Annotated in this window: 31 protein-coding genes and 1 tRNA gene; 19 read left to right on the top strand and 13 right to left on the bottom strand. The window is 69.5% G+C overall.

What is annotated here, in order from left to right; genetic code table 11:
* The 8 genes from MBA17_RS40835 to MBA17_RS40800 form a co-directional block, all read left to right on the top strand.
* Nucleotides 1–266, top strand: a 266-nt coding sequence (locus tag MBA17_RS40835; RefSeq protein ID WP_238503207.1) for a UTRA domain-containing protein, incomplete at its 5' end; no start/stop codon positions are given.
* 115 nt (nt 267–381) lie between these two features.
* Nucleotides 382–810: a plasmid replication, integration and excision activator gene (locus MBA17_RS40830; protein WP_238503203.1), complete on the top strand. Its 429-nt coding sequence runs from the start codon at nt 382–384 to the stop codon at nt 808–810.
* Complete coding sequence (locus MBA17_RS40825; RefSeq protein WP_238503201.1) at nt 810–1,079, top strand: hypothetical protein; 270 nt, start codon at nt 810–812, stop codon at nt 1,077–1,079. Before MBA17_RS40830 ends, MBA17_RS40825 begins: the two co-directional genes overlap by 1 nt.
* Nucleotides 1,079–1,393 (top strand): hypothetical protein, encoded by a 315-nt coding sequence (locus tag MBA17_RS40820; RefSeq protein WP_238503197.1) that lies wholly within the window; start codon nt 1,079–1,081, stop codon nt 1,391–1,393. Before MBA17_RS40825 ends, MBA17_RS40820 begins: the two co-directional genes overlap by 1 nt.
* Nucleotides 1,394–1,479: 86 nt before the next feature.
* Nucleotides 1,480–2,904 carry an FtsK/SpoIIIE domain-containing protein gene (locus MBA17_RS40815; RefSeq protein ID WP_274386722.1) on the top strand — a complete coding sequence of 475 codons (1,425 nt, stop codon included), beginning with the start codon at nt 1,480–1,482 and terminating at the stop codon, nt 2,902–2,904.
* On the top strand, nt 2,901–3,065 hold the full coding sequence (locus MBA17_RS40810) for a YheV family putative zinc ribbon protein (RefSeq protein ID WP_238503195.1): 165 nt from the start codon (nt 2,901–2,903) through the stop codon (nt 3,063–3,065). The genes MBA17_RS40815 and MBA17_RS40810 overlap by 4 nt, the downstream gene beginning before the upstream one ends.
* On the top strand, nt 3,062–4,678 hold the full coding sequence (locus MBA17_RS40805) for a helitron helicase-like domain-containing protein (protein ID WP_238503193.1): 1,617 nt from the start codon (nt 3,062–3,064) through the stop codon (nt 4,676–4,678). The genes MBA17_RS40810 and MBA17_RS40805 overlap by 4 nt, the downstream gene beginning before the upstream one ends.
* Entirely contained in the window at nt 4,678–5,832 is a 1,155-nt protein-coding gene (locus MBA17_RS40800) for a tyrosine-type recombinase/integrase (protein ID WP_238503191.1), read from the top strand. Before MBA17_RS40805 ends, MBA17_RS40800 begins: the two co-directional genes overlap by 1 nt.
* 62 nt (nt 5,833–5,894) lie before the next feature.
* On the opposite strand, the gene MBA17_RS40795 is transcribed toward MBA17_RS40800, so the two are convergent.
* The 7 genes from MBA17_RS40795 to MBA17_RS40765 form a co-directional block, all read right to left on the bottom strand.
* A tRNA-Val gene (locus tag MBA17_RS40795) sits at nt 5,895–5,969 on the bottom strand.
* A 20-nt stretch (nt 5,970–5,989) separates the two neighbouring features.
* Nucleotides 5,990–6,955, bottom strand: coding sequence for an ROK family protein (locus MBA17_RS40790; RefSeq protein ID WP_238503189.1), 966 nt, complete (start codon nt 6,953–6,955; stop codon nt 5,990–5,992).
* Between the two features lie 390 nt (nt 6,956–7,345).
* On the bottom strand, nt 7,346–7,663 hold the full coding sequence (locus MBA17_RS40785; RefSeq protein ID WP_238503187.1) for a glycyl radical enzyme family protein: 318 nt from the start codon (nt 7,661–7,663) through the stop codon (nt 7,346–7,348).
* Nucleotides 7,664–7,688: 25 nt separating this feature from the next.
* Complete coding sequence (locus MBA17_RS40780) at nt 7,689–8,147, bottom strand: peroxiredoxin (protein WP_238503185.1); 459 nt, start codon at nt 8,145–8,147, stop codon at nt 7,689–7,691.
* An 88-nt stretch (nt 8,148–8,235) separates the two neighbouring features.
* Entirely contained in the window at nt 8,236–8,664 is a 429-nt protein-coding gene (locus MBA17_RS40775; RefSeq protein WP_238503184.1) for a DUF3052 domain-containing protein, read from the bottom strand.
* Nucleotides 8,665–8,811: 147 nt separating this feature from the next.
* A complete protein-coding gene (locus MBA17_RS40770) occupies nt 8,812–9,219 on the bottom strand; it encodes a YjbQ family protein (protein WP_238503182.1) in 408 nt (135 codons plus the stop codon).
* Between the two features lie 9 nt (nt 9,220–9,228).
* Nucleotides 9,229–9,423 (bottom strand): DUF1918 domain-containing protein, encoded by a 195-nt coding sequence (locus MBA17_RS40765; protein ID WP_238503181.1) that lies wholly within the window; start codon nt 9,421–9,423, stop codon nt 9,229–9,231.
* Between the two features lie 363 nt (nt 9,424–9,786).
* Between MBA17_RS40765 and aceE the strand changes: the two genes are divergently transcribed.
* A complete protein-coding gene (gene aceE, locus MBA17_RS40760) occupies nt 9,787–12,540 on the top strand; it encodes a pyruvate dehydrogenase (acetyl-transferring), homodimeric type (protein WP_455432950.1) in 2,754 nt (917 codons plus the stop codon).
* 144 nt (nt 12,541–12,684) lie between these two features.
* On the opposite strand, the gene MBA17_RS40755 is transcribed toward aceE, so the two are convergent.
* Genes MBA17_RS40755 through MBA17_RS40740 form a run of 4 tightly spaced genes read right to left on the bottom strand, consistent with a single transcriptional unit; the run spans nt 12,685 to nt 15,846 of the window.
* Nucleotides 12,685–13,875, bottom strand: a complete 1,191-nt coding sequence (locus MBA17_RS40755) for an ABC transporter permease (protein ID WP_238503179.1) — start codon at nt 13,873–13,875, stop codon at nt 12,685–12,687.
* Entirely contained in the window at nt 13,872–14,555 is a 684-nt protein-coding gene (locus tag MBA17_RS40750; RefSeq protein WP_238503177.1) for an ABC transporter ATP-binding protein, read from the bottom strand. The genes MBA17_RS40755 and MBA17_RS40750 overlap by 4 nt, the downstream gene beginning before the upstream one ends.
* The gene (locus MBA17_RS40745; RefSeq protein WP_238503176.1) at nt 14,552–15,613 is read right to left on the bottom strand and encodes an efflux RND transporter periplasmic adaptor subunit; all 1,062 of its coding nucleotides are present in this window, start codon (nt 15,611–15,613) and stop codon (nt 14,552–14,554) included. Before MBA17_RS40745 ends, MBA17_RS40750 begins: the two co-directional genes overlap by 4 nt.
* On the bottom strand, nt 15,610–15,846 hold the full coding sequence (locus tag MBA17_RS40740; protein WP_238503175.1) for a hypothetical protein: 237 nt from the start codon (nt 15,844–15,846) through the stop codon (nt 15,610–15,612). Before MBA17_RS40740 ends, MBA17_RS40745 begins: the two co-directional genes overlap by 4 nt.
* A gap of 143 nt (nt 15,847–15,989) precedes the next feature.
* Between MBA17_RS40740 and MBA17_RS40735 the strand changes: the two genes are divergently transcribed.
* Together MBA17_RS40735 and MBA17_RS40730 are read left to right on the top strand one after the other, a co-directional pair.
* The gene (locus MBA17_RS40735) at nt 15,990–16,643 is read left to right on the top strand and encodes a response regulator transcription factor (RefSeq protein ID WP_238503174.1); all 654 of its coding nucleotides are present in this window, start codon (nt 15,990–15,992) and stop codon (nt 16,641–16,643) included.
* The gene (locus MBA17_RS40730; protein WP_238503173.1) at nt 16,640–17,824 is read left to right on the top strand and encodes a sensor histidine kinase; all 1,185 of its coding nucleotides are present in this window, start codon (nt 16,640–16,642) and stop codon (nt 17,822–17,824) included. The genes MBA17_RS40735 and MBA17_RS40730 overlap by 4 nt, the downstream gene beginning before the upstream one ends.
* Nucleotides 17,825–17,860: 36 nt before the next feature.
* Here the strand turns inward: MBA17_RS40730 and MBA17_RS40725 are convergent, their stop codons facing one another.
* Nucleotides 17,861–18,370, bottom strand: a complete 510-nt coding sequence (locus MBA17_RS40725) for a hypothetical protein (protein ID WP_238503172.1) — start codon at nt 18,368–18,370, stop codon at nt 17,861–17,863.
* Between the two features lie 215 nt (nt 18,371–18,585).
* Complete coding sequence (locus MBA17_RS40720; RefSeq protein ID WP_238503171.1) at nt 18,586–19,296, bottom strand: helix-turn-helix transcriptional regulator; 711 nt, start codon at nt 19,294–19,296, stop codon at nt 18,586–18,588.
* Between the two features lie 139 nt (nt 19,297–19,435).
* Between MBA17_RS40720 and MBA17_RS40715 the strand changes: the two genes are divergently transcribed.
* The 8 genes from MBA17_RS40715 (at nt 19,436) to fabF (ending at nt 26,249) form a co-directional block, all read left to right on the top strand.
* Complete coding sequence (locus MBA17_RS40715; protein ID WP_238503170.1) at nt 19,436–19,828, top strand: hypothetical protein; 393 nt, start codon at nt 19,436–19,438, stop codon at nt 19,826–19,828.
* A gap of 2 nt (nt 19,829–19,830) precedes the next feature.
* The gene (locus MBA17_RS40710; RefSeq protein WP_238503169.1) at nt 19,831–20,994 is read left to right on the top strand and encodes a glutathionylspermidine synthase family protein; all 1,164 of its coding nucleotides are present in this window, start codon (nt 19,831–19,833) and stop codon (nt 20,992–20,994) included.
* 12 nt (nt 20,995–21,006) lie between these two features.
* Nucleotides 21,007–21,456, top strand: a complete 450-nt coding sequence (locus MBA17_RS40705) for a DUF350 domain-containing protein (RefSeq protein WP_238503167.1) — start codon at nt 21,007–21,009, stop codon at nt 21,454–21,456.
* 130 nt (nt 21,457–21,586) lie between these two features.
* Complete coding sequence (locus tag MBA17_RS40700) at nt 21,587–22,696, top strand: PucR family transcriptional regulator (RefSeq protein WP_238503211.1); 1,110 nt, start codon at nt 21,587–21,589, stop codon at nt 22,694–22,696.
* Between the two features lie 117 nt (nt 22,697–22,813).
* A complete protein-coding gene (locus MBA17_RS40695) occupies nt 22,814–23,710 on the top strand; it encodes an ACP S-malonyltransferase (RefSeq protein ID WP_238503165.1) in 897 nt (298 codons plus the stop codon).
* Nucleotides 23,707–24,663, top strand: a complete 957-nt coding sequence (locus MBA17_RS40690; protein ID WP_238503163.1) for a beta-ketoacyl-ACP synthase III — start codon at nt 23,707–23,709, stop codon at nt 24,661–24,663. Before MBA17_RS40695 ends, MBA17_RS40690 begins: the two co-directional genes overlap by 4 nt.
* Nucleotides 24,664–24,727: 64 nt before the next feature.
* Nucleotides 24,728–24,967, top strand: coding sequence for an acyl carrier protein (locus MBA17_RS40685; protein ID WP_238503162.1), 240 nt, complete (start codon nt 24,728–24,730; stop codon nt 24,965–24,967).
* A gap of 49 nt (nt 24,968–25,016) precedes the next feature.
* On the top strand, nt 25,017–26,249 hold the full coding sequence (fabF, locus tag MBA17_RS40680; RefSeq protein WP_238503160.1) for a beta-ketoacyl-ACP synthase II: 1,233 nt from the start codon (nt 25,017–25,019) through the stop codon (nt 26,247–26,249).
* Nucleotides 26,250–26,259 lie beyond the last annotated feature (10 nt).

Genomic DNA, 26,259 nt, shown 5'->3' with positions numbered 1-26,259 from the left:
ACCTGACCACGGCGGCACCTTTGGATGAGGGCATTCGCGAGCATCTCCAGGCGCGTAAGGGCGTGCGGTTCGATCACGTCGCGGAGCAGATCACCGCGCGGATGCCCACCACGCAGGAGGGCAAGCAACTCGGGATGCCGAAGAACACGCCGCTGCTGGCGGTGTACGGCACGGTGAAGGATGCCTCTGGTCGTGCGCTGGTGGCGGTGGAGGTGCTCATGCCCGCTGATCGGCATGAGCTGGAAGATGCCTACCCGATCGGTTAGCCGAGTCTCACCCACCAAAGCCCGCTTAGGTACTTGACCTACCAAGCGGGCTCTCTTATCCTCAGAGTACTTGATAGGTTAAGTGCCTGTCAGTCGATACAAGGAGTGAGTTGTTATGGCGCTACACGGACCCATCCCCATCACCTACCCCATGCTCTTCCCCCACGGCTGCTACATCGTCGGCGACGTCGAGAAGGTCAAGGACTTCGACGCCTCCACCAAGGAACGGTTCGTCCAGGCCCGCGACAAGCACACCGGCGAGCCCGTCTGGCAGGTCCCCGTCATGGACGGCGACCCCACCCTCAAAGCCGCACAGAAGACCCTCGCCATCAAAATCCTCTCCACCGACCAGCCCATCCCCCCGCCACCGGTGTCCGGCCTGCCGTTCACCCCGGTCGAGTTCGACGACATCACCGTCACCCCGTACGTCAACCAGGCCACCGGACGGCTGGCCTACTCCATCCGCGTCCGCCACATGCACGCCCCCCGCACCCCAGCCGTAGCGAACGGCAAGCCCACCCCAGCCGGAAAGGACTCCGCCTGATGTCACGACGCAGGAACCGCCCGACCAGCGTGATCAACCTCAACACCGGACACGGCGCACACGCCACCAACCACCCCTACCCCTGCCGCACCCCGGTACTGATCCTCGACTTCGGCGCCACCTCGGTCCTGGTCACCACCTCAGCCGGCGACCTGGTCACCGCCGACGACGTCGCGTTCGCCCGCCAACTCGCCCGCGAAGCCCACGACTTCGCCCGCTCGGTGGAGCGCATGTTCGTCGGCCTGGCCAACGGTCGGAGGGTGGCCTGATGCCGCACCAGCCCTACACCTACGTCACGGTGTCACTCCGCCCTGACAAGGCACCGCGCGTCGGCGTCTCCTTCAACACCCACGATGTCCGCGTCTGCACCCTCACCACAGGCGGCACCCGGCCGTACCTGGACCTCACCACCCGTGAGGCCAACGTGTCGATCTCCACCAGCGGCGCCGGACCCGTCACCGACCAGGACGTGACCTTGGCTCGGGAGATCTTCAACGCCGCCGCTCGCTACCTCGCCGACTGCGAACGCCTCAACACCACCCCGACCACCTCCACCGGTCCCGTCGATCAGACGGCGACCTGACACATGCAGCGGGGCCGCCAGAAGGTGCAACTTCCGGCGGCCCCCGGTTCTCCCTGACTGCGAAATCACGAGAGGTCTTGATCCTAATGTTCAGAAAACTGCCCGGCGACGAGACACGCAACCTCGTCTCCACCACCCCCGACACCGCCGTCGTCTTCCGCCCGGCCGTCGTGTCCACCCCGGCCATCCTCACCATCATCATCTTCGCCTGGCGCGTCCTGGCCGGTCTCATCCGTACGATCCTTACCCACCCCGTCGCGGTCACCGCCGTCACCGTCCCTGCGGCGCTGGGCGTCCTGTACGGCTGGCAACTCGCGCTCGCCTTGCCCCTCTCCCTCGCCTCATCGCTGACCTGCTGGGCGCTGTTTGACCGCGACTCCTTCACCCGCCTGGCCGGGTGGCGACTGCTGGCCTTCTGGCGGCGCATCTGGATCTACCGTCGGCACTGGCAACCCGTAATGATCGTCTCCGGTCTCGGTCGTCACCTGCGCGGTCGTGATTACCTCCCCCGACTGCTCCGGGTCACCTGCGACGGCTGGGCCGACCACGTCACGGTCACGATGCTGAAGGGGCAGTCGGTGGAGGACTGGGCCAAACGCGCCGACCACCTCGCCCACGGCTTCGGAGCCACCACCTGCCGCATCTCCATCGCCCGTGCCGGTCGGCTGCTCCTCACCTTCCCCCGCCGTGACCCTCTGGCCGAACCACTGCCTGCGCTACCGGTCTCGCAGTTAGCGGACGTGGGGCCGGTCGAGATCGGCAAGTGTGAGGACGGTACCCCGTACCGGCTCAACCTCCACGGAACCCACGTCCTGGTCGCGGGCGCCACCGGATCGGGGAAAGGCTCGTGGATCTGGTCCATCATCCGCGGACTGCTCCCCGCGACAGAGGCGGGCCTGGTCCAGATCTGGGCGCTGGACCCCAAGCTGATGGAACTGTCCTACGGCCGCCGGTTGTTCGGGGACCGATACGCCGCCGACCCCGAACACTGCGCCGACCTCCTCGACCAAGCCGTCAAAGTCATGCAGGAACGCGCGGGCCGGTTCGCCGGCGTCCAACGCTCCCACGTCCCCACCACCGATGACCCGTTCGTCCTGGTGGTGGTGGATGAGGTGGCGTTCCTCACCGCCTACCAACCCGACAAGCACCTCAGGCACCGCATCACCGCCGCGCTGGCCACCCTCACCACCCAAGGTCGCGCGGTCGGCGTCGGCGTCCTGGCCGCGTTGCAGGACCCGCGCAAAGAGGTCATGAACATCCGCAACCTGTTCCCCGACAAGATCGCCCTACGGCTGGACGAATCCGAACAGGTCGACATGGTCCTCGGCGACGGCGCACGGGATCGGGGCGCGCACGCCGACCTGATCTCTCCCCGTCCCGAACTCGGCGCCGGAGTCGCCTACGTGCGGTTGGAGACCTCGCCCGATCCGGTGCGGGTCCGCGCGGCCTACGTCTCCGACACCGACATCAAAGCCATGGCCGCCGAATACGCGGCAGGTGGGGCCGTATGACGCTGGCTCACTTCCTGGACGGGTTGCGCTGCGCCGACTGCCACGCCCTCGACGCCCTGTGGCTGGATGCCATGCGGGGCCTGGTCGAGTGCCGCGAGTGCGGACACCGCGTCACCGTCATCCCCGACCCCACCCACGCCGACGAAGGGAGGAACGCATGACCACCGCGAACGATCGTGCTCTGCCTCGTGCCGTCCGGCAGGCCATGCCCATCGCGCGGGACGTCGTCGAAGAGGTCGCCAAACGCTACGGGGTGTGCATCCGCCCCATCGCGCTCAAACGGACCGACACCCACACCGGACAGACAGAGATCGTCGATGTGCCGTGCGGCGCGACCCTGGAGAGCAAGTGCCCGCCGTGCGCCAAGCGCAACCGGCAACTCCGCATGGCCCAATGCCGCGAAGGCTGGCACCTCGACGAGGAACCCGCCATCACCCCCGACGAGCCGAACGAGGATCAACGCTGGCTGATCGAGTTCCGCTCCGACGTCCAAGCCCAGCGTGATGAGGCCGCATCCGCTGGCCACGACACGGCAGACCTGGATGCGGCCGTCGTCGGCATCGATGAGGAGATCAGCGAGGCGGGGATGCGGGGCAACGTGCTCGGCCGCACCGCCTCCAAGCGCAACCGCTCCACCCGGCGGCGGCAGGACGCGCCGGACCTGCCCAAGCGAACCCGGCGGGACACCACCCTCGGGCGGACCTTCACCAGCTCCGGCGGGAACGTCTACCGGCCGTCGCTGTTCGTCACCCTCACCCTCCCCTCCTACGGCAAGATCATGAACGCTGTCCCCGTCGACCCCGACGCCTACGACTACGCGCGGGCCGCTCGGGACGCGCTGCACTTCGCCAAACTGGTGGACCGGTTCGTGCAGAACCTTCGCCGCGTCGCGGGCTACGACGTGCAGTACTTCGCATCAGTGGAAACACAGAAACGGCTCGCGCCGCACCTGCACATGGCCATCCGCGGCACCCTCCCGCGTGCGGAGGTCAAGCAGATAGCGGCGGCGACGTATCACCAGGTGTGGTGGCCTCCGGCCGATCGGGTCGTCTTCGACGGCGACCACCTGCCCGTGTGGGCCGATGGCGTCGGCTACCTCGACCCGGCAACCGGGGAAGTCCTGCCCACCTGGGAACAGGCACTCGACCAGCTCGACGCCGACGAGGATGCCGAACCGCTGCACGTGCTCCGCTTCGGCCAACAAGTCGACGTGCAAGGCGTGCTCGCCGGCACCCCGGACGCCGACCAGTGCATCCGCTACCTGTCCAAGTACCTCACCAAGAGCATCGGCGACACCCTCGACCCCGACAACGCCCGGCAGCGGGAACACGCCGCGCGGATGGCTGAGGCGCTGCGCTACGAACCGTGCTCGCCGGCCTGCCCGAACTGGCTCCGCTACGGCGTCCAGCCCAAGCACGCCAAGCCGGGGATGATGCCGGGCCGGTGCCGGGGCAAGGCGCACAAGCCCGACCACCTCGGCTACGCGGGCCGTCGCGTCCTGGTCTCCCGCAAGTGGTCCAACAAGACCCTGACCGAACACAAGCAGGACCGCCGTACCTGGGTCCTGGAAGCCCTCGGCCAACCAGACGAACCCGCCGACCCCCACCGCTACATCTGGCGCCCCGTCCCCAACGGAGACGCCAACGTGCCGCCGCTCGCCGTACGCCTCCTCCGCTCCGTCCACGAACGCCAACGATGGCGCGCCCACCTCCAAGACCTGGAAGCCCAAGCAACCGGACAAGATCCTTCGGCAACTCGACAGGAGGCGGCGTGATGGCGAACAAGCCGGGCAAGCGACGGTTCGGCAGCGTCCGCAAGCTTCCGTCTGGGCGGTTCCAAATCCGGTATCCCGGACCTGACGGCAAGCTACGGACGGGTGAGGCGACCTACGCCAATGAGCGCACGGCCGAAAAGGCGCTGTCGCTGGTCGAGGCCAAGCTGATCACCGGGGATTGGACCGACCCTCAGCGGGCCAAGGTGAAGCTCGGCATCTACGCCACGAAGTGGATCAACGAACGGACCAGCCTCCGTCCCCGTACGGTCGAGATCTATCGGGGTCTCCTCCGGCGCTACGTCGTGCCGCATCTGGGCGACATACCTCTCAGCAAGATCGATACAGCCGTCGTCCGTGAGTGGCGGGCGACCCTGGTCGGTAGTGGCGTCGGCGCCTCGGAGGTGGCCAAGTCGTATCGGTTCCTGCGGGCCGTACTCATGACGGCGGCCGATGACCAGATCATCCCGCGCAATCCGTGCCGCATCCGGGGTGCCGGCGAAGAGAAGCCGGAAGAGCGGCCCGTTCTTACGGTGCCCAAGGTGTTCGAGCTGGCGGACCTGGTCCCGGAACGGCTCCGCGCGCTGATCCTGGTGGCGACCTTCGCCAGTCTCCGCTGGGGTGAGGTGGCGGCGCTGCAGCGGATGGATCTGGACCTCACGGCCGGAACCGTCAGCGTTCGGCAACAGCATGTCGAGCTGGACACGGGAGAACTGCTCGTCGGGGCTCCCAAGTCACGGGCTGGAGTCCGCACAGTCGCCATACCTAAGGCGATCGTCCCGGCCCTCCAGCATCACCTCGACGAGTTCACCGGCTCGGAGAACACGGCGCTGATCTTCACGGGCGCTCGGGGCGGCATCCTTCGGCGGAGCAACTTCCGGCGTGCGTCCGACTGGTCGACGATCACCAGGAAGATCGGGCACGAAGGGCTGCACGTCCATGATCTCCGGCACACGGGCAACACGCTCGCGGCGGCGTCGGGGGCGAGCCTGCGGGACCTCATGGAGCGGATGGGCCACGACTCGGTACGCGCCGCAATGATCTACCAGCACACCACGGCAGAGGCAGACCGCAAGATCGCCGACGCCATGGACGGCAAGATCACAGAAGCCAGGCCACCAACGGCGAGCACTCGCCAAGCAAGATCGCCGACCTGAGCTAATGGCACGCTAATGGCACGAGCCCCGTTCTCCCTGGTGGGAGACGGGGCTCTCTTTGCTGGTGGGCGGTACTGGGTTCGAACCAGTGACCCCTCGCTTGTAAGGCGAGTGCTCTACCGCTGAGCTAACCGCCCGATGTAGTCGGCACTACACCTTACGGCACCGGGATGGTCTTCAGCACATCCGCCGTCCAGGTGAGGCCGACGTCCGGGAGGCCGGCCGTCCGCCAGCCGAGGAGGGCGGCGCCGAGCATGCCGGCCTGGGTGCCGAGGAGGGCCGGGTGGAGGGGTGGGGCGGCGCGGAAGGTGAGGTGGGCGGTGAGGCGGGCGGCGAGCGGGGTGAAGAGGAGAGGGCCCGCTTCGGCGAGGCCGCCGCCGAGGACGATCAGGGTGGGGTCGAGGAGGAGGGTGTAGGTGGCCAGGGCGAGGGACAGGGCTTCGACGGCCTCTGTCCACACCTGGGCGGCCACGGGGTCGCCGGAGGCGGCGAGGGCGGCGACGTCCTCGGTCGGGATGGTGCGGCCGGTGCGGGCCGTGTAGCGGCGGGCGACCGAGGCCGCGCTGGCGTACGTCTCCAGGCAGCCAGTCTGGCCGCAGGCGCAGGGTTCGCCGCCGGGGAAGACGGGGATGTGCCCGATCTCGCCGCCCCAGCCGGAGGCTCCGCCGTACGGTGCGCCGCGCAGGATGGCGGCGCCGGCGATGCCGGTGCCGATGGGCAGGAACAGGAAGTCGGGGATGCCGCGGCCGGCGCCCAGGACCGCTTCGGCGAGGCCGCCGGTGCGGACGTCGTGGCCGAGCAGGGCCGGGAGGCCGTCGGGGACGAAGGCGGCGGCGGGGACGTCGCGCCAGCCGATGTTGGCCGAGTAGACGGCGGTGGCGGTGGTCTCGTCGACGAGGCCGGGTACGGCGATGCCCACGGCGGCGGGGGCGGCGCCGAGCAGCGTGGTACCCCGGGCGGCCAGGTCGGTGACGAAGGAGCGGATCTCGCCGATCGCGTGGGCGGGACCTTCGGCGCGGCCGGTCGGACGGCGGTCGGTCAGCGGGATCGTGCCCGCTGAGGTGACCAGGCCGCCCTTCATCGAGGTGCCGCCGACATCGACTGCCACCACGTAGTCGCTCATCCATGTCCTCTCAGCAGACGACACCTCTGCCCGATTTGTGCCGCCTCACCCTAACCCAAGTCCGCGATCACACCCATCCCAGGGGTACGGCGGGCGCGGGCAGGGGGATCCCGGCACCTGATCCGCGGTCGGGGCGAACGTTCGAGGCGGGCGAGTTCAGCCCTGCAGATCGCGACCGTACCGGGCCGGCACCGGGCAGCGGTGCGACAGGCACCGGGCACCGGGCGACAGGCCGCAGGCGACGGGCACCGGGCGGCAGGCGGCAGGCGGCAGGCGGCAGGCGGCAGGCGGCAGGCGGCAGGCGGCGGAGCATGCTTCGCGCCCTGGCCGCCTACGGCCACTGATCCCCTTGGAAGAAGAGGATGAGGGCTCAGGGCCGGTGTGGGGAGGTCAGCTTTGGGAGGTGAGGCGGCCGAGGACCCGGCTCAGGGCGGCGGCCACCTCGTCGGCCAGGCCGTCGGGGATCTCGGGAGGGCCGGCGGAGCGTTCCGCGGGCCGTACGGCGTGGCAGGTGCGGCACTCGACTTCGCCCAGGCGGCAGATCAGGGCCGTGGAGCCGCAGGACGCGCACGTGTCGAGTCGCAGGTCGTGGGCGTGCTGGCAGTCCGGGCAGATGAGGACCTGGGCTTGGGAATGGACGCCGCGCTTCCAGGGGCTGGCGCCGCGGACCGGGTCGGTCTGCCGGGCCCCGCATCGGTAGCAGGGCATCATCGCCTCCGTCGGGTCGATCGGGTCAGCTGATCTCGGCGAGTGCCTGAAGGTAGTCGGCGGGGTCACGGGCCGCTGAGATCGGGTTGACGATCTTCCAGCGGACCACGCCCTCGCCGTCGATGACGAAGGTGCCCCTGACTGCGAGGCCCCTCGTCTCATCGAGGACACCGTACGCCCGCGCGACCTGCCCGTGTGGCCAGAAGTCAGAGAGCAACGGAAACGTGTAACCCTCCTGGTCAGCCCATGCCCGATGGCTGAACACCGAGTCGACGGACACGGTGAGCGGCTGGACGTCGGCGGGCACGGTCGTGACGAACTCGTCGCGCAGGGCGTTGAGCTCGCCGTGGCAGACGTTGCTGAAGGCGAGCGGATAGAAGATCAGGACGACCTTCCTGCCGCGCAGCCCGGACAGCGTCACCGGCGTTCCGTGCTGGTCGCTCAGCTCGAAGTCGGGCGCGATGGAGCCGACGCCGACCGCCATGTCCGGCTCCTTTCACCGAGTGGACACCATCAGCCTGCCGTACGGCCACGCCGGGCCGTACGGCAGGGGCAGCCCCCGACTCTGACCTCTAGCGACGCGTCTTCGGGGCGACCAGCCTGGTTCCCGACCAGTCGGCCGCGGCACTGATGCTGCTGGTCTGCGAAAGACCCGCCGTCGTGGCGTCCTCTCCGATGTCGCTCGGCTCCACGTGGCCGCTCCTGCCCGCCTTGGGCGTCAGCAACCAGATCTGGCCGCCATCTGCCAGTGCGGCCAGAGACTCACTGAGGACGTCGAACAGGTCGCCGTCGCCGTCGCGCCACCAGAGCAGCACCACGTCCACAACGTCCTGGTAGTCGTCTTCGACCAGTTCGTTGCCGGTCAGCTCCTCGATGGACTCGCGCAGTTCTTCGTCGGAGTCCTCGTCCCAGCCGACTTCCTGCACCACCTGACCCGGCTTGAGGCCGAGTCGTTCGGCCAGGCCGCGCTCGCCCTGCGCCTGACCCGCGGTCGCGCTCACGTCTATCCCTCCTGCTTGAATGGCCCCGCCTCATGCGGACTTCCGGCCCGCTGAGGGCCTTCGCTTCGGCACAGTCCACACGCTGCGACCCGTCGTCGTCAACGGTCGCCACGGCAACGAGCCGCCCAAGGTCCCGGTACGCATGGATTAGTCGGACAAAAAGGACAACCGAACCTGTCGATCCGGGTTGTCCACGTTGAGATCCACGACGGCGATCGACTGCCATGTGCCCAGGGCGAGCCGTCCGCCGATGACGGGAACGGTCGCGTACGGCGGGATGAAGGCCGGCATCACATGGGATCGGCCGTGTCCCTTCGAACCGTGCGCGTGCCGCCACCGGTCGTCGGCCGGTAACAGGTCGCCCAGCGCTGCGAGCAGGTCATCGTCACTTCCGGCGCCGAGCTCCACGAGCGCGACGCCGGCCGTGGCATGCGGAACGAACACGTGCAGCAGCCCATCGCCCCCGCAGTCACGCGCGAAGCTTTCGCACCGGGCCGTGATGTCGTGCACCCGTTCCTTCGAACCGGTCGCCACCGCGATCTCTTTCGATCTCACCCTTCGATCTTAAGGGTGACGCTGAGCTGGGACGACGACCGCATCAGGTCCGGGAAAGACCAGCCCCGTATGTCCGTCGTCGAACCGCACGACGTACGGCGGGCCACCTTCGGATCCGCGAACCTCGATGATCTCCCCCCGGCGGTCCGGATCGCCGACGATGCTGCCGTGTACCAGGAGGCGATCGCCTACCGTCGCGTTCATGTGCATCCCTCCTTGCGCCTACTTCCAGACTGGTACGGCAGGCCGCCCCGGGGAAGGGGGCAGGCCGTGGGGAACGGCAGAGGGAGGAGAACTTCGACCAAATCGTTACGCTTCCCGTGAACGCCCCCTCCCTGACCGGCCAGGACGTCGAAGTGTTAGGGGGCGCCCCTTACCACCGTTAGCATGACCTGTAACAATCGTCCTACCATCGGTGGTCTAGGCCAAAATTGCGGCTTGGCCAGCGGGGACATCCTGGTTACCGGAAAGTAGAGATGCGCTTTCCGGGGTAAGCGACCAGGATGGAAGTGACCTAGACACAACACGAAGAGGCTTCACAAGTCCATCCTCGGAAGGCGAGACCCAGTGGCTTCCGGACGCCAGCGTTTCTCGATCATCAGCGACGGCCTACCAAGCCAGCTTCCTGATGTCGACCCCAGTGAGACCCAGGAATGGCTCGAGTCGCTTGACACCGTCGTGCAGACGGAAGGGCGGGGTCGAGCCCGTTACTTGATGCTCCGCCTGTTGGAGAGGGCCCGTGAGCATCAGGTCGGCGTGCCCGGCTTGCGGAGCACCGACTACATCAACACCATCCCGCCCGAGCGGGAACCCTGGTTCCCGGGCGACGAGCACGTCGAACGGCGCATCCGGGCCTACACGCGGTGGAACGCCGCAGTCATGGTCTCGCGCGCCAACGCCCACACCAACGTCGGCGGTCACATCGCCAGCTACGCCTCGGCCGCCTCGCTGTACGAGGTGGGCTTCAACCACTTCTTCCGCGGCAAGGACCACGGCGAGTCCGGCGACCAGGTGTACATCCAGGGACACGCGGCACCGGGCATCTACGCGCGCGCCTTCCTCGAGGGCCGCCTCACCGAGGCACAACTCGACGCCTTCAGGCAGGAGCTGTCCCACGGCTTCAAGGGGCTGCCCTCCTACCCGCACCCGCGCCTGATGCCCGACTTCTGGGAGTTCCCCACGGTCTCCATGGGCCTCGGCCCGATCAGCGCGATCTACCAGGCGCGTTTCAACCGTTACCTGCTCAACCGGAAGATCAAGGACACCAGCCGCAGCCACGTCTGGTGCTTCCTCGGCGACGGCGAGATGGACGAGCCCGAGTCGCTCGGCGCGATCGGCCTGGCCGCCCGCGAGGAGCTCGACAACCTCACCTTCATCGTCAACTGCAACCTGCAGCGCCTCGACGGCCCGGTGCGCGGCAACGGCAAGATCATCCAGGAGCTGGAGTCGTACTTCCGGGGCGCCGGATGGAACGTCATCAAGGTCGTCTGGGGCCGCGACTGGGACCCGCTGCTGGCGGCCGACGTCGACGGCGTGCTCGTCAACAAGATGAACACCACCCCCGACGGCCAGTTCCAGACCTACTCGGTCGAGTCGGGCGGCTACATCCGCGAGAACTTCTTCGGCGACGACCCCCGGCTGCGCAAGATGGCCGAGCACCTCTCCGACGACGAGATCCGCAAGCTGTCGCGCGGCGGCCACGACTACCACAAGGTCTACGCGGCGTTCAAGGCGGCCCGTGAGAACGTCGGGCAGCCCACGGTCATCCTGGCCCAGACCATCAAGGGCTGGACCCTGGGCAAGGACTTCGAGGCGCGCAACGCGACGCACCAGATGAAGAAGATGACCAAGGCGGAGCTGAAGGAGTTCCGCGACCGGCTCTATCTCCCGATCCCCGACTCCGCGCTGGAAGGCGAGCTGCCGCCGTACTTCCACCCGGGCGAGGACGACGAGGAGATCGCCTACATGAAGGAGCGCCGCGCGGCGCTCGGCGGCTACCTGCCCAAACGCGTCACGCGGGCCAAGTCGCTCAAGCTTCCCGGCGACGCGGCCTACGCCGACCTGAAGAAGGGCTCTGGCAAGCAGACCGTCGCCACCACCATGGCGTTCGTCCGCCTGCTCAAGGACCTCATGCGCGACAAGGAGATCGGCGCACGGTTCGTGCCGATCGTCCCCGACGAGGCGCGCACGTTCGGCATGGACGCGATGTTCCCGACCGCCAAGATCTACTCGCCCCACGGGCAGACCTACGAGGCGGTCGACCGCAACCTGCTGCTGTCGTACAAGGAGTCGACGCAGGGCCAGATCCTGCACGAGGGCATCAGCGAGGCCGGGTCCATGGCCTCGACGATCGCGGCGGGCTCCGCGTACGCCACGCACGGCGAGCACATGATCCCGGTCTACGTCTTCTACTCCATGTTCGGTTTCCAGCGCACCGGCGACCAGATGTGGCAGATGGCCGACCAGATGGGCCGGGGCTTCCTGATCGGCGCCACCGCCGGCCGTACGACCCTGAACGGCGAGGGACTGCAGCACGAGGACGGCCACTCCCCGCTGCTCGCGTCCGTCAACCCCGCGGTGGTCGCCTACGACCCGTCGTGGGCGTTCGAGATCGCCCACATCGTGCAGGACGGCCTGCGGAGGATGTACGGCGAGCAGCCGGAGAACGTCTTCTACTACCTCACCGTCTACAACGAGCCGTACACCCAGCCCGCCGAGCCTGCGGGCATCGACGTGCAGGGCCTGCTCCAGGGCCTCTACAAGCTCGCTGAGGCCCCCGCGGGCGAGGGGCAGCGGCCCAGGGCCAACATCCTGGTATCCGGCGTAGCGGGCCCCTGGGCGCTCGAGGCGCAGCGCATGCTGTCCGACGAGTGGGGCGTGGCCGCCGACGTGTGGTCGGCCACCTCCTGGACCCAGTTGCGCCGCGAGGCGCTGGCGTGCGAGGAGCACAACCTGCTGAACCCCGACGCCGAGGCGCGCGTGCCGTACGTCACTCGGCTGCTGTCGGGGGCACCGGGGCCGTTCGTGGGCGTCAGCGACTACATGCGCGCGGTGCCCGACCAGATCTCCCAGTGGGTCCCGGGTGACTGGTCCTCGCTCGGCACCGACGGCTTCGGACTGTCCGACACCCGTTCGGCGCTGCGCCGCCACTTCCACGTGGACGCCGCGTCGATCACCCTGGCGGTGCTCACCAGGCTCGCCAAGCAGGGTGAGGTCAACCCGGAGCTGGTCCGCGAGGCGATCACCCGTTACCACCTCAAGAACGGCGTCACCGAGGCGGGCGGGGCGGAGAGCAACGACACCCAGTCGATGGGTTTCTGAGCGAAACGCGACAAGGCGCCCCCTCCCGGGACTCCGGGAGGGGGCGCCCTTCGTTTCCGCTCACACAGAAGCGGGCGCGCGGTTCACGCCGTGGCGAGCGCCTCGGTGGGTGAGTGCCTGGCCGCCCGCATGGCGGCGCGCGGTTCACGCCGTGGCGAGCGCCTCGGTGGGTGAGAGCCTGGCCGCCCGCATGGCGGGGTAGAGGCCGGCGACCGCGCCGATCAGGAGGGTCGCGCAGATCGCGCCGCCGATCGCCCACGGCGGCACCACGGCCGGCCAGCCCCTGGAGACGGCGTACGCGACCGTGGCGAGCCCGCCGAGCACCGCCCCCGCCACCCCGCCCAGGGCGGACAGCAGCAGCGACTCGGCGAGGAACTGCACGCGTACCTGTCCCCTGGTAGCCCCGAGGGAACGGCGCAGGCCGATCTCCTTGCGCCGTTCGAGCACCGAGATCACCATCGTGTTGGCCACGCCGACCCCGCCCACGAGCAGCGCCACCGCGCCGAGCCCGAGCATCAGGTTGGTGAACGCGCCCGACGCGGCGGCCTTGGCCGTGAGGGCGTCGGACGGCCGGCTCACGTCCACCTCGTCCGGGTTCTCCGGGCTCACGGTCCGGGGCAGTACGGCGAGCACGTCGTTGACGGCGGAGTCGGACGATCGCTCGTAGATCATCGTCGGGTGGCCGTCGAATCCGAGGTAGCGTTCGGCCGCGTCGAAGCCCACCAGCGCGGACCTGTCGATCTCGGGGGCCAGCGGGAGGGTGTCCAGCACGCCCACCACGGTGAACCACCGGTCGCCGATCCACACCTGCCCGCCCACCGCGCTGATGCCCAGCCGCTGCGCCGACACCGACCCGAGGACCACGGCGGGATACCGGCCCGTCGCGGCGTTCAGCCATTTCCCGGTGCGGACCCGACCCTCCAGGGTGGTCAGCAGCTCGCCGTCGGCGGCCCGCACGGTGATGCCGCTGGTGATCGCCTTGGCGACCCGGTCGGTGCGCCGCACGGTGGCGTCCAGTTCGCCGGTCGCGGCGGCGGAGGTGACCGGGGCGATCCGCCGGACCATCTCGGTCGACGTGATCGGCAGCTTGGCATCGCCGCCGAAGAGGGTCCTGCCCGGCTCGACGGTCAGCAGGTTGGTGCCCAGCCGATCGAGCTGCCGCAGCAGTTCCTCGCGGGAGGACGAGGAGATCCCGATCACCGCGACCATGGTGGCGATGCCGATCGCGATGCCGAGGGCCGAGAGGAACACCCGGGTCGGCCGGGACCGCAGCCCGGCCGCGCCCACCCTGAGCACGTCGCGCGGGCTCATCCGCGCGGGCGACAACCGGCTCATGCGTCCGCCCCCGCCGTGGCCCCCGCCATGATCCGGCCGTCCTTGACCCTGATCTGCCGTGGCGCCCAGCTCGCGACGTCCCTGTCGTGGGTGATCACCGCGACGGTGGTGCCCGAGGCGTGCAGATCGTGCAGCACGTCGAGCACGCTCGCGCCGGCCGTCGAGTCGAGGTTGCCCGTCGGCTCGTCGGCGAGCAGCAGCGGCGGGTCGCCGACCACGGCCCTGGCGACCGCCACCCGCTGCTGTTCCCCGCCGGAGAGCTGGTCGGGCCGGTGGCCGAGGCGGTGGCCGAGGCCGACGCGCTCCAGCGCCGCCGCCGCCCGCTCCCTGCGTTCCCGCAGGTGGACGCCGTTGTAGAGCAGCCCGTCCGCGACGTTGTCCAGCGCGTTCACACCGGCGGCGAGGTGGAACTGCTGGAACACGAAACCGAGGTGGCGCGAGCGCAGCGCGGACAGTTCGCGGTCCGACAACGTGCCCACGTCGTATCCGGCGATCCGCACGGTCCCCGAAGTGGGGAGGTCGAGAGTGCCGATCATGTGCAGCAGCGTCGACTTGCCGGAGCCCGACGGACCCACGATGGCCACCAGTTCCCCCGCTCCGATCTCCAGGTCGACGCCCCGCAGGGCTGCCACGTCGCCGGAGTAGACCTTGGTCACGCTGACGAGTTCGACGACGTTCACGAGGTGGGCACCCCGACCTTCATGCCTTCGGCGAGCCCGTCGCCGGAGATCTCGACCCGGCCCTCGCCGTACGCACCGGTCTCCACGGGGAGCAGGCGGGTGGCGGTCCCCTCGACGACCTCGACGCCGAAACCGCCCTCGCGCAGGGCCAGCAGCGCCTCGACGGGCACCGTGAGGACGTCCTTCACCCGCTCGCTCTCCAGGTGGACGGTGACCGGGGCCTGGTCGAACCGGCCGGCGCCGGTCTTCCCGAGGCTGATCTCGACATCGATCGTCGAGCCGCCGCCCTGCTCCTCCGGTATCACCTCGGCCACGGTCCCGACCTCGCTGATCTTCCCGGTGACCTCCTTGCCGCCGGGCAGCTCGACGGTGACCTTCGCGCCCTTCCTGGCGAGTTCCTGGTCGGCGGTGTCCAGATCGACGGTGACGACCCTTCGGGAGCCCGACAGGGTCAGCGCCTTCTGCCCCGGCCCGATCTTGTCGCCCACCTCGACGGACCGCCCCGCGATCCGCACCGCGCCGTCGAGGAAGACGACCTGGGTGTCGTCCACGCTGCCGGTCTCCGGCAGTCCCCGGTCCTCCTGCCAGTCGAGCACGGCCTGGTAGGTGGCGTAGGTGAAGTCCTCGTCCACCGTCATGTCCGCGCCGTAGCCGAGCGCCCTGAGGTTGCGTTCCAGCTGTTCGACGTCGGGGCCGTCGGTGACGTTCTGGTCGAGGGTCCGGTAGAGCGGGGTCTTGCCGTACATCAGCACCAGGGGTTCGCGGTCGAGCTTGAGCAGCGCCCGGCCGCGCTTGACGACCGCGCCCTCGGCGGGCACCGCGGTGACCGTGCCCTGACCGGTGGCGACCAGTTCGCGCTGGTCGTCGTAGGTGAGCTTGCCGTCCACGGTCTTGGTGTCCACCAGGTCGCCCTTGGTCACCTCGGTGGTCGAGGCGGGCACCGGCGCGGTGCTGCCCACCGCGGGCTCGCCGCCGCCGAACACCGCCACGCCCACGCCCGCGCCGCCGAGCACCACGACCGCCGCCACTCCTGCCAGCAGTGCGCCCTTGCGTCTCATCTCTTGCCTCCACTGCATTCACGCATCGCCGACTCCAAGTGCTCACGGCCCACCCGTGCCTCGCCCAGCCGGATCGGGCCGCCGGTCTCCGGAGTGGGCACCTGAACTCCGTTGTCTCGCAGGCAGCGAGCCAGGTCGGCCTGGGCCTCATTCGCGACCGCCCCCACGCCGCACGCCGCGAGACTCAGGGAGAGCGGCGCCGCCGCCAGCGCGGCCAGCCGCCGTCGTTCCATGTCGTCACCTCCGCACGGAGGACACGCGCCTCTCGCACGGTCCGATTTGTACGGCCAGCGGGGTTAACGGCCTGTAAGCGCACGGCTGCTTACATCGGCCTAACAAGCGATGGTTCACGCTTATCCCCCGGAGGTGCGTGACGATGCGGGTACTGGTGGTCGAGGACGAGGAGGAGATGGCCGACGCCATCGCGCGCGGTCTGCGGCGGCGAGCCATCGCCGTCGACGTGGCCTACGACGGCGCCGACGCGGTGGAGCGGCTGGGCCACGTCGACTACGACGTGGTCGTGCTCGACCGCGACCTGCCCGCCCTGCACGGCGACGACGTGTGCCGGCACCTGGTGCGGGAGCGGACCGGCAGCCGGATCCTCATGCTGACCGCCGCCTCCCGGGTGGACGAGCGGGTCACCGGGCTGGGCCTCGGAGCCGACGACTACCTGCCCAAGCCGTTCGCCTTCGCCGAACTGGTGGCGCGGGTGCGCACGCTCGCCCGCCGTACCGCGCCCGTCCGCGCCACGGCCCTGGAACGCGCGGGCCTCCGCCTCGACCCGGCCGGCCGTACGGTGACCAGGGAGGACCGGGAGCTCACGCTGACCCGCAAGGAGTTCGCCCTGCTGGCCGAGCTGATGCGGGCCGGCGGCGAGACCGTGTCCACCCGTGACCTCATCACCCGCGCCTGGGACGAGTACTACGAGGCGGGCACCGGCGCGCTGCGCGTGACGATGGCGACGCTGCGCAGGAAGCTCGGCGCCCCTGCGGTGATCGAGACCGTGCCGGGCGTGGGCTACCGCCTGTGAGGCGCCGGCTGCGTCTCGTGAAGCCCGGCCTGCGGCTCCGCCTCACGCTGCTCTACAGCGGCCTGTTCTTCGCCGCGGGCACGACACTGCTGATCACCACCTACCTGCTCACGGCACGGGCCATGAACGAGCAGCTGGTCACCCGGCTGCCCGACAAGATCATCAGCCGTCTGGCCCCGCCCGTGCCCAAGGAAGGCATGGCCGTCCGGGTGAACGACACCTTCGTCCGGCAGATAGAGGTGGGCAAGGCGGGGGTGCTGGAGGAGGTGCTGCGCAACTCGGTCGTCATCATGGTCGTGGTGGGCGTCCTCGCCATCCTGTTCGGCTGGCTGATGACCGACCGGGCGCTGCGCCCCCTGCACCAGGTGACCTCGGCGGCCGAGCGGCTCTCCGAGAGCACCCTGCACGAGCGGATCGCCCTGGCCGGGCCGCGCGACGACGTCAAGCGTCTGGCCGACACCTTCGACGCCATGCTCGACCGGCTGCAGCGCTCCTTCGACGCGCAGCGCAGATTCGTCTCCAACGCCTCCCACGAGTTGCGCACGCCCATCGCGATCAACCGCACGCTCATCGAGGTCGCCCTTGAGGAACCCGACGTCTCCGACGACCTCCGATCCCTGGCCAAGTCGCTGCTCGGCACCAACGCCAGGCACGAGCGGCTGATCGAGGGCCTGCTGCTGCTGGCGAGGTCGGAGCACGAGATCGTGGCCTGCAAGCCGATCGATCTTGATCATCTCATCCACTCGGTGCTGGAACAGCTCGAATCGGTCACCCAGCGGCGGAAGCTGACCGTGCAGGCCGACCTCACGCCGTCGGAGGTCGGCGGCGAACCGGCGCTCATCGAACGGTGCGTGTTCAACCTGCTGGAGAACGCCGCCAAGTACAACGTCAGGGACGGCCGGATCTGGGTGGCGCTCGCCCGGGACGCCGACGAGACCACCCTCACCGTCGAGAACACCGGACCGGTGATCCCCGCCCACGAGGTCGACGACCTCTTCGAGCCGTTCCGCCGGCTCCAGGACCGCGTCGGCTCCGCCACCGGAGCCGGACTCGGCCTGTCCATCGTCCGTGCCATCGTCACCGCGCACGGCGGCGTCGTCTCCGCCGCCCCCCGCCCCTCGGGCGGCCTGTCGGTCACCATCCGGCTCCCGATGCCGCCTGAGTCCGGCCGCGGAGGGTGAGGTGGCGCCTGCCGTACCGGAGGCGCCACGGGCACGTCAGGGGGTGCCGGGCCGGCCCGGCAGGTGCTCCTCGCAGGACTTCATGGCCTTCTCGAACTCCTCCTCGCTGCCCTTCGGCCGCTGGATCTTGATCGCGCCGCCTTCGGCGCCGGGGTCGGCCATCTCGATGCCCTGCTCCCGCATGCACTTGGTGAACGCGAGCATCGCATCCTGCGCCTTCGGATCGTTGGCGCGCCCCTTGTTCATCCCCCCGCCCTGCATGTACTTGCCGCAGGCCTTATGGGCCTTCTCCATCTGGCCCTTGTCGCCCCTGGCCATGACCGAGACTCGGCCCGAGCTGTCGGGGTCCTTCATGTCGACGCCGTTCTCGCGCATGCACTGGGCGAACTTCAGCGGGTCGCTGGACGTGGTGGGCGAGGGTGTGGCGGTCTTCGCCGTGCCGACGTTCGCCGATGCCACCCCGGTCTCGGCCGGCGTCCCGCCGCACCCCGCGAGCGCGAGCAGCGGCAGGACGCCGACGAGCAATGCCGCGCGCCGGACAATCATGTGAATGCACCTCCGGTCCGCGAGGACGGGCGCCTTGCGGACGTGGCTACCTGTCTAGGGCCAGGGAGGTTAGCGAGGTGTAAGGGCGGATCTCCCGGGCGCGCCGCCCTTCGGCGGCCGGCGGCGTGCCCGGGAAGTTCGGGATGGCGCGTGCCCACGATGACGTGCCCGGACGACAACGGCCTGTCGGTGTTTCCCGATCAGTGTCTGCCCGCTCAGTCGAACACGGGATTGCGCGTGATCACATCGGGCAGGCCGTCGGCGAACTGCTCGGGCGGCCGCTCGGGGCAGCCCTCCCCCGTCAACTCGGCGGCGGTGATCCGGTCGAGCCGGAAGACCCGGACGTCGTCGCGGAGGCGGCACCAGCCCACCAGGTACCAGAACCCGCCGCGGCCGCCCAGGAAGACACCAGGCTCGATCTCGCGCGAGGTGGCCGCGCCGACGCGGTCGCGGTAGCCGATCCGCAGCACCCGGCGCTGCAGGAGGGCGTCGTCGATGACCCTGGCCATTTCGGCGGAGGTCGCCTCCTCGTCGGCCCGTTCCAGCAGCCGGAACCGTCCGGCCAGTTCCCGGGCCCGCTCTCCGTCGGGCCCCGGCATCGCCGCGACGAGTTTGCGCAGCGCGGAGCGGGCGTGCCTGGCGAAGGGGGGCCGGCCGGCGTGGCCGAGCGCCACGGCGATCGCCACCGCCTCGGCCGGGGTGAAGTTGAGCGGCGGCAGTGACATGGCCTTGTCGAGCGCGTAGCCGCCGCGCCTGCCCGGCTGCGGGTAGATCGGCACGCCCGACTGCTGGAGGGCCGCGATGTCGCGCTCGATGGTGCGCACGCTCACCTCGAACCTGGCCGCGAGATCGCGGGCGGACCGGCACCGGGGGGAGATCGCACGAAGCTCCTCGACGAGCGCGTAGAGGCGATCGGTTCGGTTCACGCCCTCGACGCTACGCCTGCGGACCGACAATCCCCGCTGTGCACGGGGTTTCGGACATCCTGGAACCCATAGGACAGACTGCACGTTGACCGCGACATAGCACGCGATACCCTGTCGGGATCACGATTTCAGGAGCTCAATGACAGCGTCGAACGGCCACCCCCCGGCGACGAAACCGCCCGGCGGCAGCTCGAAGGCCTCCAAGATGGTCACGCTGACCGTGCTCGGGGTGGTGTCGATGATGGTCGTGAGCGCCTGCGCGCGGAGCGACGACGAGATCAACGCCGACTGTGTCGACCTCGACACCGTCCAGCCCGACGGCTCCTACACGGTGATCGACGAGGACTACTGCGACGACGACCGGTATCACGGCTCGCACGGCGCCTACAGCTGGTACTACGGCGGCGTCCGGAACGGCGCCAGGGTCGTGTCCGGCACCACCGTGCGCCCCTCCGACGTGCGCATAACCAGCCGGACCGGCAGCGTCATCCAGCGCGGCGGGTTCGGCAGCCGTGGCAGCGGCGGCGGCTGACCGTGCGCAGGGAGCACTCCAGCCCGCGCGAGGGCTGGGAGAAGACCATCGAGGCGCAGGGGCTGGCCTTCCACAGATCCGCCCATCCCGACGGGCTGAGCAGGCCCTACTGGGACGAGAGCGTCCACTATGTGTTCTCCATGGAGGAGGTCCTCAGCCTGGAGGAGCAGGTCGAGGAGCTGCACCGGATGTGCCTGGCGGCCGTCGAGCACGCCGTACGGGAGAATCGTTTCGCCGACTTCGCGATCCCCGCCTGGCTGGCGCCCGAGATCACCCGCTCGTGGGAGCGGCGTGACCCGCACCTGTTCGGCCGTTTCGACCTGCGCTACGACGGCACCGGGCCGGCCAAGCTCCTCGAGTACAACGCCGACACTCCCACCAGCCTGGTGGAGAGCTCCGTGGTGCAGTGGTTCTGGCTGCGTGACCGGTATCCGGACGACGACCAGTGGAACTCCATCCACGAGCGGCTCGTCGACCGCTGGCGGGAGATCGCGCCCTCCCTGGCGACCGGTCCCGTCCACTTCGGCTGGACGAACATGGACGAGACGGGCGAGGAGGCGATGACCCTCGCGTACCTCCAGGAGACCGCCGCGCAGGCGGAGCTGGCGACCGCCGCCGTGGCGATGGAGGACATCGGCTGGGACGCGCTCAACCTGCGCTTCGTCGACATGGAGCGGCGGGTGATCCGCACGCTGTGCAAGCTCTACCCGTGGGAGTGGGCCGCCGCCGACGAGTTCGGCGAGCAGGCCGTACGGCATCAGGTGTCAACCATGTGGATCGAGCCGCTGTGGAAGATGCTGTTGTCGAACAAGGCGTTGCTCGCGTTGCTGTGGGAGTTGTACCCGGGGCATCCTGCCCTGCTGCCCGCCTATCTTGATGGGCCACGGGATATGTCCGCATATATCAGCAAACCGTTGCTCGGTCGGGAGGGGGCGGCCATGCGGATCGTGTCCCCTGACGGCGAACTGCGCACCGAAGGCGGCTACGGCGCGGAGGGCTTCGTCCACCAGGAGTTCGACGCGCTGCCCGACTTCGAGGGGCAGCGCCCGGTCCTCGGCGCGTGGATGGTCCACGACGAGGCCGCCGGGCTGGGCATACGCGAGACCTCCGGCCTGATCACCGATGACACCTCCTCATTCGTGCCACACCGGATCCAACTTCTCTAGGAGAAAACCCCTATGGTGACCGCACTCGCCACGCCTCTCGTCGAGAATCTGGGGCGTGGCGCGCTCGCGATCCTCGCCTACGCCACACTGGGCGTGCTCCTGCTGATCATCGGCTTCTATGTCATCGACTTGGCCATTCCCGGCAAACTGCGCGACCTGATCAAGTCCGAGCGCAACCCCAACGCCACCATGCTGACCTCCTCGGGGCTGGCGGCGGTCGGCTTCATCGTGGCCGCCTCGATCTGGTCCTCCGGCGGCGCGCTGCACGAAGGGCTGCTCGCCACCCTGGTCTTCGGGCTGGTCGGCATCGCCGTGCAGACGGTGGCCATGCTGCTGCTCGACCAGATCACCGGCATCTCGGTGCGCGACCTCGTCAAGGAGCCCGAACTCCAGCCCGGAACCAGGCTGCTCGCGGTCACCCACCTCGTGCTCGGCCTCATCACCGCCGTGGCCGTCCTCTGACACTCCGGGCGAACCGGCGCTCCAGGCCGTGGCCGTTTTCTAGCACTCCAGGTGAACTGGCACTCTAGAGTGCGTGAACGACGGACAGGACCGCATACGCGAGGACACCACCCGGCAGCTCGAACGCGCCATGGGCACCCTCGGCACGGCCGCCATGGCCCGGATGGAGAAGCGGCTGCCGTGGTTTCGCGCGTTGTCCGCCGAGGATCGCTCCTGGGTGGGGCTGGTGGCGCAGGCCGGGATCGCCGCGTTCGTCGAGTGGTTCCAGCACGCGGGTGAGGGCCGGCCGACGCCGAGCATCGAGTTCTTCGGCACCGCGCCCAGGGAGCTGAAACGCTCGATCTCGCTGCAGCAGACCGTCGACATCGTGCGCATCGTGGTGGAGGTGGTCGACGCCCAGGTCGACGAGCTCGCCGCGCCGGGCGGCGAGGACCAGCTCGAACAGGCGATGCTCCGCTACACCCGCGACGTCGCCTTCGCCGCCGCCCAGGTCTACGCCCGCGAGGCCGAGGTGCGCGGCGCCTGGGACGCGCGGCTGGAGGCGCTGATCGTCGACGCCCTGGTCCGCGGCGAGGTGGACGACGGGCTGCACTCCTGGGCCGCGGCGCTGGGCTGGACCTCGGCCCCGGTGGTCGTGCTGGCCGGGCACACCCCGCCGGGCAAGCCCGAGTCGGTCATCGACGGGTTGCGCGACAAGGGCCGCAAATCAGGGCTGGATCTGCTCGCCGGGGTGCAGGGTGACCGCCTGATCGTGATCGTCGGCGGGGCCGACAGCGTGAGCACGGCGGCCAAGCAGGTGGTCCCCCGGTTCGGCGAGGGGCCCATCGTGATCGGCCCCGAGGTGCCCGACCTGCACACGGCCGCACGTTCGGCCCGGGCCGCGCTCGCCGGGCTGCGCGCCGCCTGCGGCTGGCCGGACGCGCCCCGCCCGGTCTACGCGGACGAACTGCTCGCCGAACGGTCCATCAACGGCGACGAGGACGCCCGCGTCCAGCTGATCGAGCACGTCTACGTGCCGCTGGCCGGCACCCCGCTGCTCGACACCCTCGCCACCTATCTGGAACAAGGCACTTCTCTGGAGGCGACGGCGCGGCTACTCTTCGTGCATCCGAACACGGTCCGTTACCGGCTGAAGAAGATCACCGAGCTGACCGGATACCAGCCGACGGAGGGCCGATCGGCCTTTACCCTGCAGGTGGGGCTCATTTTGGGCCGCCTGTCCGAAACGACCGTAACCTAGCGGCCATCTGGTAACGCACACGATATCCCGCCTGTAGGGTTCCTACAGAAACGGGGGGACAAAGTTCGTTCGGATCCCCATCCGTGTGGCGGACTTCTACAGGGCAGGCTGGATTTCGTGCTCGTCATCGTCGCTCCGGGCCAAGGCGCCCAGACCCCAGGCTTCCTCGCCCCCTGGCTAGAACTTCCTGGCCTGGCGGACCGAATGTCCGCTTGGTCGGAGGTTGTCGGCCTCGACCTGATCGCCTACGGGACCACCGCGGGCGCTGACGAGATCCGTGACACGGCCGTGGCCCAGCCACTGCTCGTGGCCGCCTCGCTCGCCGCCGCCGAGGCCCTCGACCTGACCCCGGGCGTGGTCGCCGGGCACAGCGTGGGTGAGCTGGCCGCCGCCGCGCTCACCGGTGTCCTCACCGCCGAGCAGGCACTCGGCCTGGTCCGCGAGCGCGGTGTGGCCATGGCCAAGGCCGCCTCGATCACCGAGACCGGTATGACCGCGGTGCTCGGTGGCGTCGAGGACGACGTGCTGGCCGCCATCGCGCGGCACGGGCTCACCGCCGCCAACATCAACGGCGCGGGACAGATCGTCGCCGGCGGCACGCTCGAACAACTCCAGGCCCTGTCGGAGGACAAGCCCGAACGGGCTCGCCTGGCCCCGCTGAAGGTGGCCGGAGCCTTCCACACCCACCACATGGCGCCCGCCGCCGACCATCTGCGCAAGGTCGCCGCCGACCTGACGCCCGCCGACCCGAGCCTCCCGCTGCTGTCGAACGCCGACGGCAAGGTGGTCACGAGCGGCCGCGACCTGATCGAACGCCTGATCAACCAGGTCGGCAACCCCGTCCGCTGGGACCTGTGCATGGCCACCATGACCGAACTGGGCGTGACCCGGATGATCGAGCTCCTTCCGGGGGGCACCCTCACCGGTCTGGCCAAGCGCGGCATGCCCGGCGTGACCACGGTGGCCCTGAAGACCCCGGACGATCTCGACAAGGCCAGGGAGGCCGCCAAGTGAGGATCACGCAGGGCGCACCCGGTGCCAGGGTGCTGGCGTTCGGCCACTACCAGCCCGCCAACGTGGTCACCAACGACGAGCTGGCGAAGACGATCGACACCAGCGACGAGTGGATCAGGAGCCGGGTCGGCATCGTCGAACGGCGGCTCGCCTCGGCCGGCGAGACCGAGATCGACCTCGCCGTGCAGGCCGGCGGCAAGGCGATGGCCACCAGTGGCCTGTCCGCCGACGATTTCGACCTGGTGATCGTCGCCACCTGCACGATGGAGACGCAGATCCCCAACGCCGCCGCCCAGGTCGCCGACCGGCTGGGCATCCAGGCGCCGGGCGCGTTCGACGTGAACGCCGCCTGCGCCGGGTTCTGCTACGCCCTCGCGGCGGCCAACGACGCCGTCCGCGCGGGCTCGGCCACCAACGTGCTGGTCGTCGGCACGGAGAAGTTCTCGAACTGGCTCGACTGGACCGACCGCTCCACCGCCGTGATCTTCGCGGACGGCGCGGGCGCGGCCGTCGTCGGCGCCTCCGACACCCCGGGCATCGGCCCGGTGGCCTGGGGCAGCGCGGGCGACAAGTCCGACGCGATCATTATCAGGGGCCGCGACTCCTTCCTCCAGCAGGAAGGCCAGACCGTCTTCCGCTGGGCCACCACCGCGCTGTACCCGGCGGCCCTGGCGGCGTGCGAGCGAGCGGGGGTGGACCCCTCGGAGCTCTCGGCGTTCGTGCCGCACCAGGCCAACCTGCGCATCATCGAGGCCATCGCCAGGAAGCTCGGCGCCGAGAAGGCCGTCGTGGCGCGCGACATCGTGCACGCGGGCAACACCTCGGCGGCCTCGATCCCGCTGGCGCTGTCCCGCATGATCGAGCGCGGCGAGGTCGAGTCCGGTGGGCTGGCGCTGCTGTTCGGCTTCGGCGCGGGGCTGACCTACGCCGGCCAAGTGATCGAGATTCCCTAAGACTTGTATGGCTTAGGCCGTACAAAACCCGAAAAAAACACCCAATTCAAGGAGTTATAGCGACATGGCCAAGTCCGAGCAGGAAATCCTCGAAAGCCTCGGCAAGATCATCAACGAGATCACGGGGATTCCGGCAGCCGATGTCACCCCGGAGAAGAACTTCGTGGACGAGCTCGACATCGACTCCCTGTCCATGGTCGAGATCGCTGTCGCCGCGCAGGACGAGTTCGACGTGGAGATCCCTGACGACCAGCTCAAGAACCTGAAGACCGTCAAGGACGTCATCAACTTCATCCAGGCCTAGCCCCACCGGGCCGCCTGAATCTTTAGCCGACCAAGAGGAGTGCACGCAAGTGAGTAAGGACCAGGTACGCGTCGTTGTCACCGGGCTCGGCGCCACCACGCCCCTCGGTGGGGACGTCGGCTCGACCTGGTCGGCGCTCCTCGCCGGTCGGTCGGGTGTCAAGACGCTCACCACGGACTGGATCGACACGGTGCCGGTGAAGTTCGCCGGGGTCGCCGAGGTCGATCCGGGCGAGGTGCTGCCACGCCCCGAGGCACGCCGGCTCGACCGGGCCGAGCAGTTCGCGCTCATCGCGGCCCGCGAGGCCTGGCAGGACGCGGGGGCTCCCGAGGTCGACGGCGACCGGCTCGGGGTGGTGGTCGGCAGCGGGATCGGTGGCATCACCACGATCCTGGACGCCTACGACACCTACCGCAACAAGGGCTGGAACCGCCTGTCGCCGTTCACCGTCCCGATGCTCATGCCCAACGGAGCCGCGGGCTGGATCAGCATCGACCTGGGCGCCAGGGCGGGAGCCCACTCCACGGTCAGCGCCTGCGCCACCGGCGCCGAGGCCATCGGCTACGCGATCGACATGATCCGTTCCGGCCGGGCCGACATCGTCGTCGCGGGCGGCACCGAGGCCGCGATCCACCCGCTCAACATCGGCTCCTTCGCCGCCATGCGCGCCATGTCGAAGCGGAACGACGAGCCGCAGCGGGCCTCACGCCCCTTCGACAAGGGCAGGGACGGCTTCGTGCTCGGCGAGGGATCAGGCATCCTGGTCCTGGAGTCGGAGGAGCACGCCCGTGCCCGCGGCGTCCGGATCTACGCCGAGGCGGCCGGGGCCGGCTACACCAGCGACGGCTACCACATCTCCGCCCCCGAGCCGAGCGGCCGGGGCGGCAGGCTGGCCATGCAGCACGCGCTCAAGGACGCGGGGCTCGCCCCCGAGGACGTGATCCACGTCAACGCGCACGCCACCTCCACTCCGGTGGGCGACGAGATCGAGACCCAAGCGATCAAGGACGCGATCGGCGGCCACGCCCTGGTGACCGCCACCAAGTCGATGACCGGCCACCTGCTGGGCGGCGCCGGCGGCATCGAGTCGGTCTTCACCGTCCTCACGCTGCACGAGCGCATCATCCCGGCCACGGTCAACCTCGACGACCCGGCCGACGGCATCGAGGTCGACATCGTGTCCGGTGATCCGCGCAAGCTTCCCGACGGTCAGCTCGCCGCGATCAACAACTCATTCGGTTTCGGCGGTCACAACGTCGCGGTCGCCTTCACCACTCGCTGAGGAGTCGTCC

The organism is Dolomitihabitans soli (assembly GCF_022213955.1).
Classification (GTDB): Bacteria; Actinomycetota; Actinomycetes; order Streptosporangiales; family Streptosporangiaceae; genus Streptosporangium_A; species Streptosporangium_A soli.
Note: the sequence above shows the minus strand (reverse complement) of the source record. Positions and strands in the feature narration are given on the sequence as shown.